Origin of the sequence: Variovorax sp. IB41, assembly GCF_016405905.1 — a bacterium.
Taxonomy (GTDB): domain Bacteria; phylum Pseudomonadota; class Gammaproteobacteria; order Burkholderiales; family Burkholderiaceae_C; genus Variovorax.
Map to the genome: position 1 here is coordinate 18,774 of NZ_JAEFCB010000006.1, position 17,749 is coordinate 36,522.

Below are 17,749 nucleotides of genomic sequence, written 5' to 3' on the forward strand. Positions count from 1 at the left end.
TCAGTTGGCCTCGGTGCGTTCGGCGACCCGCAGGATCGCGCTGCGCGAGCGCGGATTGCCGCGCACTTCGTCTTCGGACGGCTTGATGCGCTCGAGCGCGTTGAGCTTCATCACCTTGGGCGCGGCGAAGGGCGCCCGGCGGTCGTAGACCTCCTTGGAGTGCTTGGCGATGAACTGCTTGACGATGCGGTCTTCCAGCGAATGGAAGCTGATCACCGCGAGCCGGCCGCCGGGCTGCAACACGGACAGGCTCGCCTCTAGCGCCTGTTGCAGCTCTTCAAGCTCGGCGTTGATGAAAATCCGAAAAGCCTGAAATGTGCGCGTTGCAGGGTTCTGGCCCTGCTCGCGGGTTTTGACCGTGCCAGCCACGAGCTCGGCCAGTTCGGTGGTGGTTGAAATTGCGCCCCGTTCTTGTCGGCGAGCAACAATCGCCTTTGCAATCTGAACAGCAAACCGTTCTTCGCCATAGTCACGGATCACCTCTGCAATCTGCTGAAGTTCGGCCGTTGCCAGCCATTCGGCCACGCTCTCGCCGCGCGTGGTGTCCATGCGCATGTCGAGCGGGCCGTCGAATCGAAAACTGAAGCCGCGCACCGGGTTGTCGATCTGCGGCGAACTCACGCCCAGGTCCATCAGCACGCCGGCGATGCTCGCGTCGGGCAGCTCGCCCAGCGAACGGAATCCCTGGTGGCGGATGGAAAAACGCGCATCCGAGATGCGCGCTGCTTCGGCCACCGCTTCCGCATCCTTGTCGAACGCGATCAGCCTGCCTTCCGGCGCCAGCCGCGCGAGGATCGCGCGCGCGTGTCCTCCCCGGCCGAAAGTTGCATCGACATAGGTGCCGGCGGCCGCCGCGCTGCCGGAAAGAAGGGCTTCCACCGCTTCGTTCAGCAAGACGGTCGTATGGGTCCATGGGGTGTTCACGTGGGTCCTCAGAACGCGAAGTCCTGAAACACATCCGGCATCTCGCCCTGGGTGGCCTCGGCCTCCTTGGCCTCGTAGGTGGCCTTGTCCCAGAGTTCGAAGTGGTTGCCCATGCCCAGGAGCAGCGTGTCGCGCGCGATGCCGGTGGCGGCGCGCAGCTCGGGCGAGACCAGGACGCGGCCGGTGCCGTCCATCTCCACGTCCATCGCGTTGCCCAGGAACACGCGCTTCCACCACTGCGCCGACATCGGCAGCGCGGCGATGCGCTCGCGGAATTTTTCCCATTCGGGACGGGGGAACACCATCAGGCACCCGTGCGGATGCTTGGTGATCGTGAGCTGGCCGCCTGCCGTCGCGCTCAGGACGTCACGGTGCCGGGTCGGCACGGAGAGCCGCCCCTTGGCATCCAGACTGAGCGATGAAGCGCCTTGAAACACGACCACGAACCCCTGTGTTGGGAGGTGCTGCAATGCCCGAAAGAGGCACTATCCGCACTTTTTCCCACTTAACTGCACTTTTTTGCACTGTAGCAGGAAACACTTGGGGCGCAACTGGCCGCTGGTGGTATTTTTTGTAATGGAATCAACGACTTAGCGCCGATTCCAAAACCTTGGAATCGGCGAATTTCGTTGAAAATTAAGTACTTAGCTCACGCAATGAAAGTAATGCGTGAAGCATTCCCCCGTTACAGGGGGAAGAGAAGCAGCTTCAGAGGATGAAGCGCGAAAGGTCTTCGTCGTGACTTAGTGCCGCAAGGCGCTCGTCGACGTAAGCGGCATCGATGCGGATCGTCTGACCTTCGATGCGGGCCGCGTCGAAGCTTACCTCATCGAGCAGGCGCTCCATCACCGTGGACAAACGGCGCGCGCCGATGTTCTCGGTGCGCTCGTTCACCTCGAACGCGATGCTCGCCAGGCGCGTCACGCCGTCGGGCTGGAAATCGAGCGTCACGCCCTCGGTCGCGAGCAGCGCTTGGTACTGCTTCACGAGCGACGCGCGGGTCTGCGTGAGGATGCTCTCGAAGTCCGACACCGAGAGTGACTGCAGTTCCACGCGGATCGGAAAGCGCCCCTGCAACTCGGGGATCAAATCGCTCGGCTTGCTCAGGTGGAACGCGCCGCTCGCGATGAACAGCATGTGGTCGGTGCGCACCACGCCGTACTTGGTGGTCACGGCCGTGCCCTCCACCAGCGGCAGCAGGTCGCGCTGCACGCCCTGGCGCGACACGTCGGAGCCCTGCGCTTCGCTGCGCGTGGCGACCTTGTCGATCTCGTCGATGAAGACGATGCCGTTCTGCTCGGCGTTGGTGATCGCCTGCGCGCGGATCTCGTCCTCGTTGACGAGCTTGGCGGCCTCTTCGTCGATCAAGAGGCGCAGCGCCTCGGCGATCTTGAGCTTGCGCGTCTTGCGCTTGCCGCCCCCCATCTGGCCGAACATGCCGCGCAATTGCTCGGTCATCTCCTCCATGCCGGCGGGGCCCATGATCTCGAGCGGGGCGCGCGTTTCGGCGAGGTCGAGTTCGATCTCCTTGTCGTCCAGCTGGTGCTCGCGCAGCTTCTTGCGGAAAGCCTGGCGCGTGGGATTGGGCCCGTCGATCGCCGGGGTCGAGCCATCGGCGCCGCGCGCCGGGGGCAGCAGCACGTCGAGGATGCGGTCTTCGGCGGCGTCTTCGGCCCGCGCGCGCACCTTGGCGCTTTCGGATTCGCGCGTCTGCTTGACGGCGATTTCGGCGAGGTCGCGAATGATCGAATCGACGTCTTTCCCGACATAGCCCACCTCGGTGAACTTGGTCGCCTCGACCTTGATGAAGGGCGCGTCCGCCAGGCGCGCGAGGCGGCGGGCGATCTCGGTCTTGCCCACGCCCGTCGGGCCGATCATGAGGATGTTCTTCGGCGTGATCTCGCTGCGCAGCTTCTCCTCGACCTGCTGGCGGCGCCAGCGGTTGCGCAGAGCAATGGCCACGGCGCGCTTGGCGGCGGGCTGGCCGACGATGTGGTTGTCCAGCTCGGAGACGATTTCCTGGGGGGTCATGGACATGGTCAGAGCGCTTCCACCGTGTGGTTCATGTTCGTGTAAATGCAGATTTCTCCGGCGATCGCCAGCGATTTGCGCACGATCTGCTCGGCCGAGAGGTCGGTGTTGTCGATCAGCGCCTTGGCCGCCGACTGCGCGTACGCGCCGCCCGAACCGATGGCGATCACGCCGTCTTCGGGTTCCAGCACGTCGCCGTTGCCGGTGATGATGAGCGAGGTGGTGGCGTCCGCCACGGCCAGCATGGCCTCGAGCTTGCGCAGCACGCGGTCGGTGCGCCAGTCCTTGGTGAGCTCGACCGCCGCACGGGTGAGGTGCCCCTGGTGCTTTTCGAGCTTGGCCTCGAAGCGCTCGAAGAGCGTGAAGGCGTCGGCGGTGGCGCCGGCAAAGCCGGCCAGCACCTTGCCGTGATAGAGGCGGCGCACCTTGCGCGCCGTGCCCTTGATGACGATATTGCCGAGAGTGACCTGCCCGTCCCCGCCGATGGCGACCTGGTCGCCTTGGGGGGTCTTGCGGCGCACGCTCACGATGGTGGTGCCGTGAAACTGTTCCATCGAAGCCATCTGGGGATGGCCGATGGCAATGCAACCCCGGAACAGGGCCGGTTTCAGTTCTTTCGAACGGCTACGGTCGCGTGATCGGCAATGCCCACGAGGCCGAACAGCGCAGCGATCAGCCGGTGCGCATCGACGAACTGCACCCGCTCGCCATTGGCGTCCCGCGCCCGCACCCAGCTGAGCAGCGTGCCGGCCGCGGCCAGGTCCATGCGCAGCAGCGCCGCGCACGAAATGACGGGCGCCGTGGTGTGCCGGAGGTCCGTGTCCAGCCGCTGCCAGGACGACAGCGATTCGCCCCGCAGATCGCCCGCCAGCGCGGCAAAGCCGGTGTCGTGCGAGGGAAAGCTTTCCGATTCGGCGCTCGACAGCAGCGACCACACCGAACTGCCCTTGCTCGGCGGCGGCGCGGCGAGCGCGGTGCATTCGCCCTGCGGGTCTTGCCAGGACGGCGGCGACACCTCGTAGGTGATGCAGTAGTTCAGCGCCACCAGCTCGAAGTCGTCGGGCAGGTGCATCACGCGCAGCGCGGCCAGGTGCAGCTGCCACCAGACGTCGTCCGTGCCGCGCTCGTTGTTGGGCGCCGCCTCGGCCAGCACGGCCAGGAGTTGCGCGGAGCCGATGAAGCGCAGCTTGACCGGTGAATCGGCCCAGTGCGTCAGCAGCACGCGCATCGGCGCAGCGGCTTCCAGCTCGATGGCCGTGAGCGAGCGCCAGTCCAGCGTCCAGACCGAACCGGCCTGCGACAGCGCGCGCGTGAGGCTCATCAGCCCGTCGCGGGCCAGGCGCGCGGGGCTGTTCCAGTCGGCCATGGCGCCGCTGTCGCTGCCCTGCTCGGCGTCTTCGCTGGCGGTCACCGCCTTCACGCTGCGGGCGAGTTCTTCGAGCGAGACCCAATCGGGGCCCATGCGCTTCATGCGCGACGCGTAGCGCATGCGGGCAGCCGCGAACTTGGCGGCGTCGCCGGTCGCGCGGTACAGGTCGAACAGGGTGCGCCAGCGGCTGTCGTCGCGCTCGGCCGCGGCGTCGTTCTCCGCGTCGGTGCCCGGCGGGGTGTCGGACGCCAGCGCCTGCAACAGGATGGCCTCGGCGCCGGCATCGTCGCCGTGCGCGAAGCGGATCACCGCCTCTTCCATCGCGCCGTCGTGCGCGAGCCGGGAAGACAGCAACGGCGGCGCACCGCTGGCGCCGGCAACACCGGCGGTGGCACCCGCAACTTCGACGGGGGCCACGGCCGCCACGGCGCGATGCACGGGAGGCGGCTGGAGCAGGTCGTCCACATGCACGGGCGGCAGCGTCTCGGCGCCGGCATCGGGCGGCGGGTTGACCAGCGTTTCGCCGTTCGGACCGCGCCCCTTCCACCACTGCTGCGACATCTGCTCTTCGATCTCGTCGATCTTCTTGAGCGTGAGCGCGCGCCCCTCGGACTTTTCCGAAGAGCTGTTGATGTTGAAGGACGAGGGCGTGACCGTTGCCTCGAAGGCGTGGGCGGCGGCCTCGCGCTGGCGCAGCTTTCGCAGCATGTCGAACTCGCGCCGGCGCACGAAGTCGTTGCGCTGGCGCCGCTCGATCATTTCCTTGAGCATCTCCCGGCTGTAGGTCTGATCGGGCAGCGAGGAGTCCGACGTCGCGGCGGAAGGCGCATCCAGCTCCGACCAATCCTTGAGCGGATTGCGGACAAACTTGGCCACCTTCGAAAAAAGGCGGCCCGATTCTTCCTTTGGCATTCGGCGAAGACTATCGAGCGGGCTGGTTTTTATCTACCGTGACCCGGTTCAATCCCCGAACATTTTCTGCTTGAGCTCACGGCGCTGTTGCGCCTCGAGCGACAGCGTGGCGGTCGGGCGGGCCAGCAGGCGGCCGACGCCGATGGGCTCGCCGGTCTCGTCGCAATAGCCGTAGTCGCCGCCATCGATGCGCTGAATCGACTGCTCGATCTTTTTGAGCAGCTTGCGTTCGCGGTCGCGCGTGCGCAGTTCGAGGGCGTGTTCTTCCTCGATGGTGGCGCGGTCGGCCGGATCGGGCACGACCACCGTGTCTTCACGCAGGTGCTCGGTGGTCTCGCCGGCGTTCTCCAGGATGCCGCGCTTGAGTTCTTCGAGCTTCAGGCGGAAGAACGCCATCTGCTTTTCGTTCATGTACTCGGTGTCGGGCATCGCGATGACTTCGGCATCGGTCAGCTCGGCGGGCGACTTGGTCTTCCAGTTGTTCGCGAGCTTGGGGTCTTTCTTGACGGCCAGCGGCGGCGGCGGCACCAGCGCGGTGGACGGCGCCTGCGAGAAGCTGGACTTGGCGGCGGTCGACGCCACGGACTGCGGCATCGAGGGGACGGTCAGTTGCGACAGCCGGGACACACGGCCCCCACGCGCGGCGGGTGCGGGCGTGGCGGTTTGAGCGGGCATCGAGGGTGTCGCCGGGGCGGAAGAGGAGGCGGCAGCCGTTTTTTTCATGGGGATCGGGGGAGCGGAAGGAACGGCAGCAGGGCGGCCGACGGGTTTGGATGACGATGGACCCGTGCCTGCGGTCTTGGTTGCGGTTGCAGGCTTGGCGGGCTGGACGGACTTCTTTGTCGCAGCAGTGGCAACGGCCTTGGCCGGTGGTGCTGCGGGCTTTTTGGACGCGCTTTTCTCCTTCGTAGCAGGCGCTTTCGCGGTGGCGGAAACCTTTTTCGCCGCGGGTACAGCCTTCGCAGCCGGCGCCTTCTTTGCGGCGGGCTTGGATGCTGGCGTGGCCTTGGCGGCGGGTTTCTTCACGGTGACTGGCTCCTTGGACGAACTGGAACGCGCTTTCACTGGGTGTCTCCTCCCATGGGAGCCACTCGCAGCTTTCGTGCCGCGCGGGCTCCACGTTGTCGGGCTGCTCGCGGTTTGCGAACCCCGGGGTTATACCCCCGAAAGCCCTGCAGAAACGTGCGGCGCCCCGTGCCGGAAGTCACATCTCGTCCATCGAACGAGGTATGCCTTGCGGAACAGGCGCGCGATTGTATAGAGAACTCGAATACGCGGGCGATGTGTCTGCGTGACGTTCGCGTCCGTTAGCATCGGCCGGCGTCGCCGGAGGGGGTGACGCGAGGCCCGCCTTGCCCCTGGGCGCCGCGGGCCCATCCGATCATTCGATAAAAGAAAGCAAGCCTTGAGCAAGAAAGCAGTTCTGGGAGCCGTGGCCGCGGCCATCGTCGTCGCCTACGGAGGGAGCACCTGGTGGACCGGATCGAAGGTCCGCTCGATCTACGAGACCGCACTCGACGAGATGCCCAAGCAGACCGCGCTGGTCCGCGTGACCGAGCGCAAGTACGAGCGAAGCTTCTTCGGCGCAGTGAGCACCGTCACGCTGGAGATCGGCTGCGCGGCCGATGCCGCCACCGCTCCCGCCGTGGCGCAGGCGCCCGCCAAGCCCGCTGAAGGCGAGGAGCCGGAGGAAGAAGAAGACCGCGACGAGACCGAAGCCAAGCCGTCCAAGCCGCTGCGCATCACCATCCGCGACACCATCCGCCACGGCCCGATCGCCGGCGGCACGCTCGCGGCCGCCACCATCGACAGCGAACTGGTGCTCGACATCAAGGCACAGGCCGAGGCCGAGAAGCTCTTCGGCAAGGCCAAGCCGCTCACGGCATTCACCAAGGTCAACTTCGACGGCAGCTATGCCATCGACATGGCGGTCGCGCCCGCCAAGTTCACCGAAGAAGGCAAGGGCCAGCTCGCCTGGCAGGGCGCGCAGGCGCACATCGAGGTGAACGCCGGACGCACCAAGGCGCGCTACGACATGACGATGCCAGGCCTGGACTTCAACGATGCGGCCAAGGGCGTGCAGATGAAGATGGGCAAGCTCACCGCCAAGGCCGACATGGACAACAGCGCGGGCTGGTTCCTGGCCACCGGCAAGACCGAAGGGCGCCTGGAAGCCTTCGAGCTCTCCGCCACCAAGGGCCTGGCGGGCGGCACCGATGCCGATGCGCCGGCCGGCGCACACAAGCCCGTGAAGGTGCTGCTGCAGAACATCGACTTGACGGGCGAAGCCAGCATCAAGGACGGCCTCTACGCCTCCGACGCCACCCTCAAGGGCCAGGGCAAGATCGGCGAGACCAGCATCGACAAGTTCGAGATGGCGAGCGGCGCCCGCCGCATCCACGCCGCAGGCTACAAGAAGCTGGCCGACGCGTACCTGCAGTCCAGCGCCGCCGCCGGCTGCGGCAAGAGCAGCAAGGCCACGCAGGCCGCGATGAAGGCGCTGGCCGACCAGCTCGCCCCGGACCTGAAGGCCATGGCCAAGTACAGCCCCGAGTTCGGGCTGGACAAGATGGTGGTGGAGATCGGCGGCAAGCGCGGCGAAGTCAGCTACACGGCCGGCATGGTCGGCGTGACCGACGAAGACCTGCAGGCCCCGGGCATGGCGCTCCTCATGAAGCGCGGCGTGCTCAAGGCCAACGCGCGGCTGCCGGTGCAATGGCTCGAGCAGATCGCCGCGACCGGCGCCGAAAGCGGCCAGACACCGCCGCCCGAAATGGTGGCGGGCCTGGTCGAGCAAGGCGAGGAAAAGGGCTTCGTCAAGCGCGACGGCGAGCATGTCACCGGGCAGATCGAATTCAGCGAAGGCAGCCTGAAGGTCAATGGCAAGCCGCTGACCGAACTGGGCAAGTAAGCCCCGGCCGAAGCCACGAAAAGGCCACGAAAAAGGCGCTGACCCTCGCGGGGCAGCGCCTTTTTTTGTGGATCAGCAGGCCGTCGTCAGACCAGGCACTGCTCGAGCCCCTGCTCGAGAATTTCGCGCGGCAACTCGATGCCGATGAACACCATGCGGCTCTGGCGGTTCTCGTCCTTGCCCCACTCCGGGCCCAGGTCGCTGCCCATCAGCTGGTGCACGCCCTGGAAGATCACCTTGCGCTCGGTGCCCTTCATGTTCAGCACGCCCTTGTAGCGCAGCATGCGCGGGCCGTAGATGTTGACGATGGCGCCCAGAAAGTCTTCCAGCTTGGCCGGGTCGAACGCGCGGTCGGCCTTGTAGACGAAGCTCTTGACGTCGTCGTCGGTGTGGTGGTGGTGGCCATGGCCTTCGTGCTTGTGCGAGGGGTGGTCGCACGCCTCGCCATGCGCGTGGTCATGATCGTGATGGTCATGACCGTGGTCGTCTTCCTTCAGGAAGTCCGGATCGATGTCCAGCTTGGCGTTCAGGTTGAAGCCGCGCAGGTCGAAGATGTCCTTGAGCGGCACGTCGCCGAAATGCGCCTTCTGCTGCGGCGCGCGCGGGTTCATGTGCTTCAGGCGATGGATCAGCGCCTCGGTCTCCTCGGCCGACACCAGCTCGCTCTTGCTGATGAAGATCTGGTCGGCAAAGCCCACCTGGCGGCGCGCTTCCTGGCGGTCGTTGAGCTGCTGCGGCGCGTGCTTGGCGTCCACCAGCGTGAGAATCGAATCGAGCAGGTAGCTCTCGGCGATCTCGTCGTCCATGAAGAAGGTCTGCGCCACGGGGCCGGGGTCTGCAAGGCCCGTGGTCTCGATCACCACGCGGTCGAAATCCAGCAGGCCCTGGCGCTTCTTGGCGGCCAGCATCTGCAGCGCTTCGCGCAGGTCTTCGCGGATGGTGCAGCAGACGCAGCCGTTGCTCATCTGCACGATCTGCTCCTTCGATTCGGTCACCAGGATGTCGCTGTCGATGTTCTCTTCGCCGAACTCGTTCTCGATGACCGCGATCTTCTGGCCATGGGCCTCGGTCAGGATGCGCTTGAGCAGCGTGGTTTTGCCCGAGCCGAGAAAGCCGGTGAGGATGGTCGCGGGAATGAGGGCCATGAGGAAAGCTCCGAGCGAAAAACGAAAAAAACGGGGGTGGCGGGCAGTTTAGCCAATGCCACTGAGTTGCGTTGGCGAAGGGGTCAAGCGGGTTTTCTCACCACCACCAGGCCCTTGAGGTACTCCCCTTCCGGGAATTCGATGGTCATCGGATGGTCCGGCGCCGCACCGAGACGTTCGCTGATGTAACCGTCTACGTTGGCATCCAGCCCCGCCGAGGCCACGATCTTGTGGAACAGGTCGGCGCCGATGCCGCCCGAGCACGAGAACGTCAGCAGCACGCCGCCCGGCTCCAGGATCTTGAGCGCGAGGCGGTTGATGTCCTTGTAGGCGCGCGCGGCGCGCTCGGCATGCGCCGCCGTGGGCGCGAATTTCGGCGGGTCGAGCACGATCGCGTCGAAGGTGCGGCCCTGGTCGATGAACTCGCGCAGCACGGTGTTCACGTTGGCGTCGAGAAACTCGGTCTTCACGCCCGAACCCTCGCCGCCGAAGCCATTGAGCGCGATGTTGGCGCGCGCGAAATTCAGCGCCGGCTGCGACGAATCGACCGACACCAGCTCGGCACCTTCGAGCGCGCCCGCGGCCTTCAGCCCCGCGAGCGCCGCGACGGTGAAGCCGCCCGTGTAGCAAAAGCAGTTGAGCACGCGGCGGAAACGGCGGTGCTTGGCGAGCTCCGCAAAACGCTGGCGGCTGTCGCGCTGGTCGAGGTAGAAGCCGGTCTTGTGGCCGGTCGCGATGTCGAGCGACAGTTGCCAGTCGTGCTCGCGAATCGTGATCGCGGTGGCGCCCTCCCCGCGCAGCCAGCCCGTGACGGGCTTGAGCCCTTCGCGCTCGCGGCCGCTCGCGTCGGAGCGCTCATAGAGTTTCGCGAGGCCCGTGGCCTTGAGCAGCGCATCGGCCAGCACGTCCTTCCAGCGCTCGACGCCGGCCGAGAGGAACTGCGCAACCAGCGTGTCGCCGTAGCGGTCGACGATCAGCCCCGGCAGCCCATCGGCCTCGCCATGCACCAGCCGCACGCCGTCGCTCTGCAGGTCGAAGAGGCCCCGCGCGCGCACGGCGCGTTCGCACACCGACGCGAGAAACGCCGCGTCGATGCGCTGCGTCTCGACAAAGCTCCAGGCCCGCGCGCGGATCTTGGAGATCGGGCTGAACGCCGCCCACGCGAGGAACGCGCCGTCGTGGGATTCCACGCGCACCGTCTCGCCCGAGTCGGCGCCGCCGCGCGCGATGGCGGATTCGAAGACCCAGGGATGGCGGCGCTGCATCGAGCGCTCTTTGCCGGGTTTGAGACGGAGTGTTTTCATTTTTTGACTTGCTTACTTGTCTTTGTCGGTCCGGGCCTTCGCGCGCGGATGCGCGGCGTCATAGACCTTCGCCAGATGCTGGAAATCCAGCCGCGTATAGATCTGCGTGGTCGCGATGCTCGCGTGCCCCAGCAGTTCCTGCACCGCGCGCAGGTCGCTGCTCGATTGCAGCACGTGGCTCGCGAACGAGTGCCGCAGCATGTGCGGATGCACAGGCGCGGCGAGCCCCGCCTTCAGGCTGCGTTCGCGCAAGAGCTTCCACACCGCATGCGACGACATCCGCGCGCCCTTGGCGCTGATGAAGAGCGCGGGCGCGGGCCGGTCGCCGCGCACGTCAAGCCATTCCTGCAGCGCCTCGGCCGCCTTGCCGCCCACCGGCACGATGCGCCGCTTGCTGCCCTTGCCGAGCACGTTGGCTTCCTTCGCATCGAGATCGACCCAGCCGAGCGCCGTGTTGCTCGCCTGCGCATCGAGCCCCGTGAGCTCGCTCACGCGCAGGCCGCAGCCGTAGAGCAGCTCGACGATGGCGCGGTCGCGCGCCTCGGTCCACGGGTCGGCGTCTTCGTCGTGCAGCTCGGCCAGTTGCACCGCGTCGTCCACGCCCAGCGCCTTGGGCAGCGGGCGGCCGGCCTTGGGCGCGTGCACGTCCTGCACCGGGTTGAAGCCAATCAGGCCTTCATTCCCGAGCCAGCGGTAGAAGCTGCGCCAGCACGACAGCACCAGCGCGATGCCGCGCGGCTCGCGGCCGGCGCTGTGCAGTTTCGCCATCCAGCGGCGGATGTGGGCGGTCTGCACGCGGTCCAGCGGCAAGTTGGCCTCGGCCGCGTTTTCCTTCAGCGCCTGCAGGTGAAAAGCGTAGAGCTCGACCGTGCGTGCCGCGAGCCGGCGCTCCACGCGCACATGCGCGAGGTACTTGTCGATCCAGCCCGCGGAGGCCGGATCCCCATGGGATTCAGAAGAGGAGGCCACGGAAGGCATTGTTCACGATCGCCGCGGGCTCGCGCAATGCGCCCTTGGACAACGGGCCGAGCGCGCGCCAGCACGAGGTGGCCGCCCCGGCGTACTGCACGTCGAAGCTCTGGTCGAAACCGCTCATGCGCACCAGCCGCTCGATGCGCCAGAGGTGATAGGGCTCCGACACGATCACCACGCCACGCACCCCCGCCGCCAGCAGCAGCGGCCGCGAGAGCGAGAGATTGAGCCGCGTGGAGGTCGATGCCGACTCCAGCACCATCGGCCCCGCGAAGCCCGCCGCCTGCGCGTGCTGCTGCATCACGAAGGCCTCGGTGCGGCCGTCCTCGGAATCCACGCCGCCGGAGAACACGAACTGCTTCACCAGCCCGGCCTGCGCCAGCGCGAGCGCGGTATCGACCCGCCCGGTGAGGCAGGGATGCGGCTTGCCGTCGAGAAAGGCGCGGCTTCCGAGCACCAGCGCGGCGTCGGCCGGGCGCTGGGGCGCATGCGCAAGCACCGCTTCGCCATGCCACCAGATCAGCACGCCGATGGCCACGTAGGCCACCCCGGTCGCGACCGCCACGGCCAGCAGCGCACCGAAAAGCGCGGCCTGCCAGGGCCGCCGCAGCCAGCGCGGGCGAATCAAGGACGCAGCCGCGAGAGGCCGCCCGAGGCCAGCTCGGCGATGCGCTCGAGAAAGTCGGTGCCCATCTCGGCGTTGAAGCGCTGCGCGTCGGGCGATGCCAGCACCAGCAGGCCGAAGGCCGGCGATTCGGCATCGGCGCGCAGCGGAATCAGCGCGATCGACATGGCCGCCTGCGGCTCGGGCAGCCAGTTGGCCGCCTCGAAGCCCGAGTTCAGGCCGCAGTACGGCGAGGTGAGCGAGGTGGCCAGCGCCTTCACGTCGTCGCTCACCCACTGGGCATAGGCTTCGTTCAGGTAGTCGCTCGTGCAGTCCCACACCTTGATGGCCGTCTGCGGCACCAGGAACAGCGACTGCAGATCGACCGCGATGCGGTACGGCAGGCTGCGCGGATCGCGCGTGGTCAGGAGGCCATTGGTCCAGCGCTGCAGGCGGTCGGCGATGACGACGTTCTCGGTGCCGTGGCGCACCATGTCCATCAGGCGATGCTCCAGCGCCTTGATCTTCTCGCGCAGCATCTCGGCCTGGCGCTCCTGCAGGCTCACGGCGCGGTTGCCGTGCGGGCTGGTGAGCTGCACCTGCGCGAGCAACTGGGCATGGCGCTCGAAGAAGTCGGGCGTGTTCGCCAGGTAATTGGCGATGTCGTCTTCGGTGATCGGGTTCATGGCGTCGTTGTCGTGGGTGGGATGGGTCATGGTTGTTCCGCAATGTCTGGTACGTCGGGCACGTCGGGTACTTCGATGTCGCCCTCGAACACCGTCGTGGCCGGGCCCGTCATGAGCACCGGCTGGCCCTCGCCCTGCCATTCGATCGTGAGGATGCCGCCGTGCGTCTGCACGTCGACGCGCTGATCCAGCAGCCCGAGCCGGATGCCCGCCACCACCGCCGCGCAGGCGCCCGTGCCGCAGGCCAGCGTTTCGCCGGCGCCGCGCTCGAACACACGCAGCCTGATGTGCGTGCGGTCCACCACCTGCATGAAGCCCGCGTTCACCCGCTGCGGAAAGCGCGGGTGGTGCTCGATCTGCGGGCCCTGCTCGGTCACCGGGGCGGTGTCGACGTCGTCCACCACCTGCACCGCGTGCGGGTTGCCCATCGAGAGCACCGCGACCGAAACGATGGCGCTGCCGGCGCGGGTGCCCAGCGCGAGGTGCCACTTTTCCCACGAACCGTCGGGCTGCGCATCGAGCCCCGCGGTGTCGAAGGGCACGCGCGCGGCCTCGAAGATGGGGGCGCCCATGTCGACCGTCACGCGGCCGTCGGCGCCCATGCGCGGCGCGATCACGCCGGCCAGTGTCAGCACGCGCACTTCGTTCTTGTCGGTGAGCTTGTGCTCCTTGACGAAGCGCATGAAGCAGCGCGCGCCGTTGCCGCACTGCTCGACCTCGCCGCCGTCGGCGTTGTGGATCACGTACTGGAAGTCGATGTCTTCTGCCGCGTCCTTGGGTGGGGGCCGCACGGTGAGGATCTGGTCGGCGCCGACGCCGAAGTGGCGGTCGGCCAAAAAGCGGTACTGCGCGGCCGTGAGGCCTAGCGTGCCGCGGGTTTCGTCCAGCACGACGAAATCGTTGCCGGCTCCCTGCATCTTGGTAAAGCGGATTCGCATCGGGGGATTATCGCCACCGGCACCGCCGACGACGACCCCACGCTGGTAAACCCGCCAAACTCTCTACAGCGCCAGGAAGTGATGCACCTCGGGCTTCCCGGGCCCGATGTGAAAGCGCAGCGCCTCGGCCTGCAGGTCGGCATCGGCATGCGACACGCGGTGGTGCTGCCGCAGGTGCTCGGCCCACGATTCCACCAGGAACCACTCCATCACCCGTTCCGCATCGGCCGTGTGCTCGTGCACGCCCCAGGCGTAGGCCCCGTCGCGGCGGCGCTCCAGCGAGAGCCTCTTCATCGCCTCCAGGAACGCGGGCCGGTCTTCCTTGCGGATGCGGTACTCGACCTGGATCATCACGGGCCCGCGGTCGTGCGCCACAGGCTCGGCCAGGAGCGGCTCGGGCCAGTGGTTGGAGGCCTGCAGGTCGGCCTCGCCGGCGGGCAGGCGCACCCGATGGAACACGAGCCCCGTCAGCACCAGCCCCACCGCGCCCGCCACCAGCGTGAACGGCACGCCGATCTGCTGCGCGATGAGCCCCCAGCCCAGGCTTCCGGCCGCCATCGCACCGTTGAACACCGTGAGGTACACCGCGAGCCCGCGCCCGCGCACCCAGTTCGGCAGGATCGACTGCGCCACCCCGTTGAGCGTGGTGAGCGCGATGATCCAGCCCAGCCCGAGGAGCAGCAGCAAGGCCACCGCCAGCCACTGCGGCGGCGCGAAGACCAGCGCGCCCATCACGCCCGCGGTCAAGAGCGCCGCCAGGAGCAGCATGCCGTCGGCGTCGAGCCGCGCGCGCAGCCGCGGCATCACCAGCGCACCGCCGATGGCGCCCGCGCCCACCGCACCGAGCAGGATGCCGTAGAAGCTCGCCGTGCCGCCGAGCATCTGGCGCGCCACCAGCGGCAGCAGCGCCCACACCGAGCTTGCGAAGAGGAAGAACACCGCCGCGCGCAGCAGCACCACGTGCAACTCCTTGCTGGCCCGCGTGTAGCGAATGCCCGCGCGGAAGGCGCCGAGAAAGTTTTCGGAGAGACCGCTGTCCACCGCCGCCGGCCGCTTCCACCACAGGAGCGCCGCGATCACGAACACATAGCTCAGCACATCCAGGCCGTAGGTGGCCGCCGCGCCGAAGCTCGCCAGGATCAGCCCGCCGGCCGCCGGCCCGATGGCGCGCGAGATGTTGATGCCCAGCGAGTTCAGCGCCACCGCGTTTTTGAGGTCGCCGCGCGGCACCAGCTCCGGCACGATCGACTGCCAGGTCGGCCCCATCAACGCCGCGCCGATGCCGCCCACGAAGGTGAGCGCGACCAGGTACTCCACCGTGAGCGCGCCGTTCTGCGAGAGCACGAGCAGCGTGCCGCTCACGGCCGCCAGCATCACCTGCACGAAGATGAGAAAGCGCCGCCGGTCGAGGATGTCCGAGAGCACCCCCGCCGGAATCGCCAGCAGGAAGATCGGCAGCGTGGCCGCAGTCTGGATCAGCGCCACCGCCGTCGGGCTCGCCGAGAGGTCGGTCACCAGCCACGAACTGGCCACGTCGCGCATGAAGCTGCCGATGTTGCCGAGCACGGTGGCGGCCCACAGCACGGCGAAGACCGGCTGGCGCAGCGGCGCGAAGGCGCCGGCGGCTTTTTGGGGTTCAGACATGGGCACGCTCTTTCAGGTCGAGCCAGGCGACGAGCACAAAGCCGCCGACCAGGCCCAGGTGTTCGAAGAAGGAGTTGGCCGCCATGAAGCGCTCCTGCCCCACCGGCAACTCCCAGAAACGCAGCGCCACGAAGGTCGCCATCAGCGTGAAGGCCCCGAGCGCCAGCGCGCCGAGCCAGCGCCAGAAGCCGGTGAGTATGAGCGCCGCGGCGCCCAGCTCCAGCGCGATCACCGCAGCGGCGAACGGCGCGGCCGGCGACAGGCCGAAGTGGTTCATCTCGCCGATGGCAGCGCCGAAATCCATCGCCTTGTTCAGCCCGCCCTGCAGGTAGGCCGCGCAGAGCAGCAGCAAGGCAACCCAGCGCACGGCGGGTGAAAGGGTCCAGTGCATCGTCTTCATGATCACACCGCCCAGCAGGCGCAACCCAGCGCGCCCCAGAAGCTCTTCAGGTCGGCGATGGGCAGCTTGCTGCTCCAGGCCGTCGCGTGCTGGTGGCCGTGCACATTGCAGTCGTTGGCGCAGGCGCACGACATGGCGGCGTTGCGCATCACCTTCTGCAGCGGTGCGCCTTCGGCCGTGTCGGCCCAGCCCGCATAGCCGCCGAAGGTGCGCACGGGCGACCAGTCGGGCATGGCCGGCGGCGGCGCGCCTTCGTCGTGCGCGGCGAACGGGCCCACACCGTAGGCCACCTTGCCGCCCACCATCGTGAGCAGCGCCGTCGTGTCGGCGATCTCCGATTCGGCGCACGCGAAATAGTCGCGGTCGGGCACCACCAGGTCGGCGAGCTGGCCGGCCTGGATGCGGCCCTTCTTGCCCTCCTCGTTCGAGAACCAGGTGACGTTCTCGGTCCACATGCGAAGCGCGCCTTCGCGGTCCAGGCAATTGCGCTGCGGATAGAGCTGCATGCCGCCCACCGTCTTGCCCGTGACCAGCCACGCGAGCGACACCCACGGGTTGTACGAGGCCACGCGCGTCGCGTCGGTGCCGGCCGAGACCTTCAGGCCGCGCTCGAGCATGCGCTTGACCGGCGGCGTGGCCTCGGCCGCGCCGGCGCCATAGCGCTCCACGAAGTACTCGCCCTGGTAGGCCATGCGGTGCTGCACCGCCACGCCGCCGCCCAGCGCGGCGATGCGGTCCATCGACTTCTCGGAGATGGTCTCGGCGTGGTCGAAGAACCAGTTCAGGCCCGCGAGCGGCGTGTCCTTGTTCACCTTCTCGAACACATCGAGCGAGCGGCTGATGGTCTCGTCGTAGGTCGCGTGCATGCGCCAGGGCCAGCGGTTCTGGGCCAGGATGCGCACCACGCCTTCGAGATCGCCCTCCATCTCGGGCGCCATGTCCGGGCGCGGCTGGCGGAAGTCCTCGAAGTCCGCGGCCGAGAACACCAGCATCTCGCCCGCGCCGTTGTGGCGGAAGTAGTCGTCGCCCTGCTTGTACGTCGAGTTCGCCGTCCAGTTGAGGAAGTCTTCCTTCTCGGCCTTGGGCTTCTGCGTGAAGAGGTTGTAGGCCAGGCGAATGGTGAGCTGGCCCTCGTCGTGGAGCTTCCGGATCACTTCGTAGTCGTCGGGGAAATTCTGGTTGCCGCCGCCCGCGTCGATGGCGCCGGTCACGCCCAGGCGGTTGAGCTCGCGCATGAAATGGCGCGTCGAATTGAGCTGGTAGTCGAACGGCAGCTTCGGCCCCTTGGCGAGCGTCGCGTAGAGGATGGCCGCGTTCGGCTTGGCCAGCAGCAGGCCCGTGGGGTTGCCGGCGCTGTCGCGCACGATCTCGCCGCCGGGCGGCGCGGGCGTGTCCTTGGTATAGCCCACGGCGCGCAGCGCGGCGCCGTTGAGCAGCGCGCGGTCGTACAGGTGCAGGATGAACACGGGCGTATCGGGCGCCACCGCGTTCAGCTCGGCGATGGTGGGCAGGCGCTTCTCTGCGAACTGGTGCTCGGTGAAGCCGCCCACCACCCGCACCCACTGCGGCGCGGGCGTGATCGCCACCTGCCGCCGCAGCATCGACATCGCATCGGCCAGGCTCCGCACGCCGTCCCAGCGCAGCTCCATGTTGTAGTTCAGGCCGCCGCGAATGATGTGCAGGTGGTTGTCGATGAGGCCCGGCAGCACGCGCTTGCCCTTGAGGTCGATGACGCGGGTGCGGCTGCCTGCGAGCGCCATCACCTCCTCGGCGCGGCCCACACGGGTGAAGCGCCCGTCCTTGATCGCCACTGCGTCGGCCGTGGGGTTGGCGCGGTCCAGCGTGGTGAAGCGGCCGTTGTGCAGGATGAGGTCGGGGGTCGAATTCAGGGTGTCGGCCATGGTCGATG

General features: G+C 67.6%; 16 protein-coding genes. 1 reads left to right on the forward strand and 15 read right to left on the reverse strand.

Going from position 1 to position 17,749, the window contains the following annotated elements:
* The 6 genes from rsmH to dksA form a co-directional block, all read right to left on the reverse strand.
* Positions 1 to 924, reverse strand: coding sequence for a 16S rRNA (cytosine(1402)-N(4))-methyltransferase RsmH (gene rsmH / locus JC881_RS13295; RefSeq protein WP_198786185.1), 924 nt, complete (start codon positions 922 to 924; stop codon positions 1 to 3).
* Positions 925 to 932: 8 nt separating this feature from the next.
* Complete coding sequence (gene mraZ, locus JC881_RS13300; RefSeq protein WP_198786427.1) at positions 933 to 1,361, reverse strand: division/cell wall cluster transcriptional repressor MraZ; 429 nt, start codon at positions 1,359 to 1,361, stop codon at positions 933 to 935.
* Between the two features lie 271 nt (positions 1,362 to 1,632).
* Positions 1,633 to 2,961, reverse strand: a complete 1,329-nt coding sequence (gene hslU, locus JC881_RS13305; protein ID WP_198786186.1) for an ATP-dependent protease ATPase subunit HslU — start codon at positions 2,959 to 2,961, stop codon at positions 1,633 to 1,635.
* A gap of 2 nt (positions 2,962 to 2,963) precedes the next feature.
* The gene (gene hslV / locus JC881_RS13310; RefSeq protein WP_042578379.1) at positions 2,964 to 3,509 is read right to left on the reverse strand and encodes an ATP-dependent protease subunit HslV; all 546 of its coding nucleotides are present in this window, start codon (positions 3,507 to 3,509) and stop codon (positions 2,964 to 2,966) included.
* 53 nt (positions 3,510 to 3,562) lie between these two features.
* Positions 3,563 to 5,236: an STAS domain-containing protein gene (locus tag JC881_RS13315; RefSeq protein ID WP_198786187.1), complete on the reverse strand. Its 1,674-nt coding sequence runs from the start codon at positions 5,234 to 5,236 to the stop codon at positions 3,563 to 3,565.
* A 48-nt stretch (positions 5,237 to 5,284) separates the two neighbouring features.
* The gene (dksA, locus tag JC881_RS32710) at positions 5,285 to 6,262 is read right to left on the reverse strand and encodes an RNA polymerase-binding protein DksA (protein ID WP_332875241.1); all 978 of its coding nucleotides are present in this window, start codon (positions 6,260 to 6,262) and stop codon (positions 5,285 to 5,287) included.
* A gap of 379 nt (positions 6,263 to 6,641) precedes the next feature.
* Between dksA and JC881_RS13325 the strand changes: the two genes are divergently transcribed.
* Positions 6,642 to 8,147, forward strand: coding sequence for a YdgA family protein (locus JC881_RS13325; RefSeq protein ID WP_233101764.1), 1,506 nt, complete (start codon positions 6,642 to 6,644; stop codon positions 8,145 to 8,147).
* An 86-nt stretch (positions 8,148 to 8,233) separates the two neighbouring features.
* On the opposite strand, the gene JC881_RS13330 is transcribed toward JC881_RS13325, so the two are convergent.
* The 9 genes from JC881_RS13330 to JC881_RS13370 form a co-directional block, all read right to left on the reverse strand.
* The gene (locus tag JC881_RS13330) at positions 8,234 to 9,292 is read right to left on the reverse strand and encodes a CobW family GTP-binding protein (protein ID WP_198786189.1); all 1,059 of its coding nucleotides are present in this window, start codon (positions 9,290 to 9,292) and stop codon (positions 8,234 to 8,236) included.
* Positions 9,293 to 9,375: 83 nt separating this feature from the next.
* Positions 9,376 to 10,596 carry a class I SAM-dependent rRNA methyltransferase gene (locus JC881_RS13335; protein ID WP_198786190.1) on the reverse strand — a complete coding sequence of 407 codons (1,221 nt, stop codon included), beginning with the start codon at positions 10,594 to 10,596 and terminating at the stop codon, positions 9,376 to 9,378.
* Positions 10,597 to 10,608: 12 nt separating this feature from the next.
* Complete coding sequence (locus JC881_RS13340) at positions 10,609 to 11,574, reverse strand: tyrosine recombinase XerC (RefSeq protein ID WP_198786191.1); 966 nt, start codon at positions 11,572 to 11,574, stop codon at positions 10,609 to 10,611.
* Entirely contained in the window at positions 11,549 to 12,196 is a 648-nt protein-coding gene (locus JC881_RS13345) for a YdcF family protein (protein WP_198786192.1), read from the reverse strand. The genes JC881_RS13340 and JC881_RS13345 overlap by 26 nt, the downstream gene beginning before the upstream one ends.
* Positions 12,193 to 12,888, reverse strand: a complete 696-nt coding sequence (locus tag JC881_RS13350) for a DUF484 family protein (protein ID WP_198786193.1) — start codon at positions 12,886 to 12,888, stop codon at positions 12,193 to 12,195. The genes JC881_RS13345 and JC881_RS13350 overlap by 4 nt, the downstream gene beginning before the upstream one ends.
* On the reverse strand, positions 12,885 to 13,796 hold the full coding sequence (gene dapF, locus JC881_RS13355; RefSeq protein ID WP_198786194.1) for a diaminopimelate epimerase: 912 nt from the start codon (positions 13,794 to 13,796) through the stop codon (positions 12,885 to 12,887). The genes JC881_RS13350 and dapF overlap by 4 nt, the downstream gene beginning before the upstream one ends.
* Positions 13,797 to 13,859: 63 nt before the next feature.
* Positions 13,860 to 15,440, reverse strand: coding sequence for an MFS transporter (locus JC881_RS13360; RefSeq protein ID WP_198786195.1), 1,581 nt, complete (start codon positions 15,438 to 15,440; stop codon positions 13,860 to 13,862).
* The gene (locus tag JC881_RS13365; protein ID WP_198786196.1) at positions 15,433 to 15,840 is read right to left on the reverse strand and encodes a DoxX family protein; all 408 of its coding nucleotides are present in this window, start codon (positions 15,838 to 15,840) and stop codon (positions 15,433 to 15,435) included. The genes JC881_RS13360 and JC881_RS13365 overlap by 8 nt, the downstream gene beginning before the upstream one ends.
* Before the next feature lie 2 nt (positions 15,841 to 15,842).
* On the reverse strand, positions 15,843 to 17,741 hold the full coding sequence (locus JC881_RS13370; RefSeq protein WP_198786429.1) for an amidohydrolase: 1,899 nt from the start codon (positions 17,739 to 17,741) through the stop codon (positions 15,843 to 15,845).
* Positions 17,742 to 17,749: the final 8 nt, after the last annotated feature.

Bases quoted from the DNA above. Each gene is read 5' to 3' on its own strand.
- hslV (WP_042578379.1), bottom strand. From the start codon at position 3,509: ATGGAACAGTTTCACGGCACCACCATCGTGAGCGTGCGCCGCAAGACC.
- JC881_RS13315 (WP_198786187.1), bottom strand. From the start codon at position 5,236: ATGCCAAAGGAAGAATCGGGCCGCCTTTTTTCGAAGGTGGCCAAGTTT.
- JC881_RS13360 (WP_198786195.1), bottom strand. From the start codon at position 15,440: ATGTCTGAACCCCAAAAAGCCGCCGGCGCCTTCGCGCCGCTGCGCCAG.
- JC881_RS13330 (WP_198786189.1), bottom strand. From the start codon at position 9,292: ATGGCCCTCATTCCCGCGACCATCCTCACCGGCTTTCTCGGCTCGGGC.
- JC881_RS13365 (WP_198786196.1), bottom strand. From the start codon at position 15,840: ATGAAGACGATGCACTGGACCCTTTCACCCGCCGTGCGCTGGGTTGCC.
- hslU (WP_198786186.1), bottom strand. From the start codon at position 2,961: ATGTCCATGACCCCCCAGGAAATCGTCTCCGAGCTGGACAACCACATC.
- JC881_RS13350 (WP_198786193.1), bottom strand. From the start codon at position 12,888: ATGACCCATCCCACCCACGACAACGACGCCATGAACCCGATCACCGAA.
- JC881_RS13370 (WP_198786429.1), bottom strand. From the start codon at position 17,741: ATGGCCGACACCCTGAATTCGACCCCCGACCTCATCCTGCACAACGGC.
- JC881_RS13340 (WP_198786191.1), bottom strand. From the start codon at position 11,574: ATGCCTTCCGTGGCCTCCTCTTCTGAATCCCATGGGGATCCGGCCTCC.
- JC881_RS13335 (WP_198786190.1), bottom strand. From the start codon at position 10,596: ATGAAAACACTCCGTCTCAAACCCGGCAAAGAGCGCTCGATGCAGCGC.
- dapF (WP_198786194.1), bottom strand. From the start codon at position 13,796: ATGCGAATCCGCTTTACCAAGATGCAGGGAGCCGGCAACGATTTCGTC.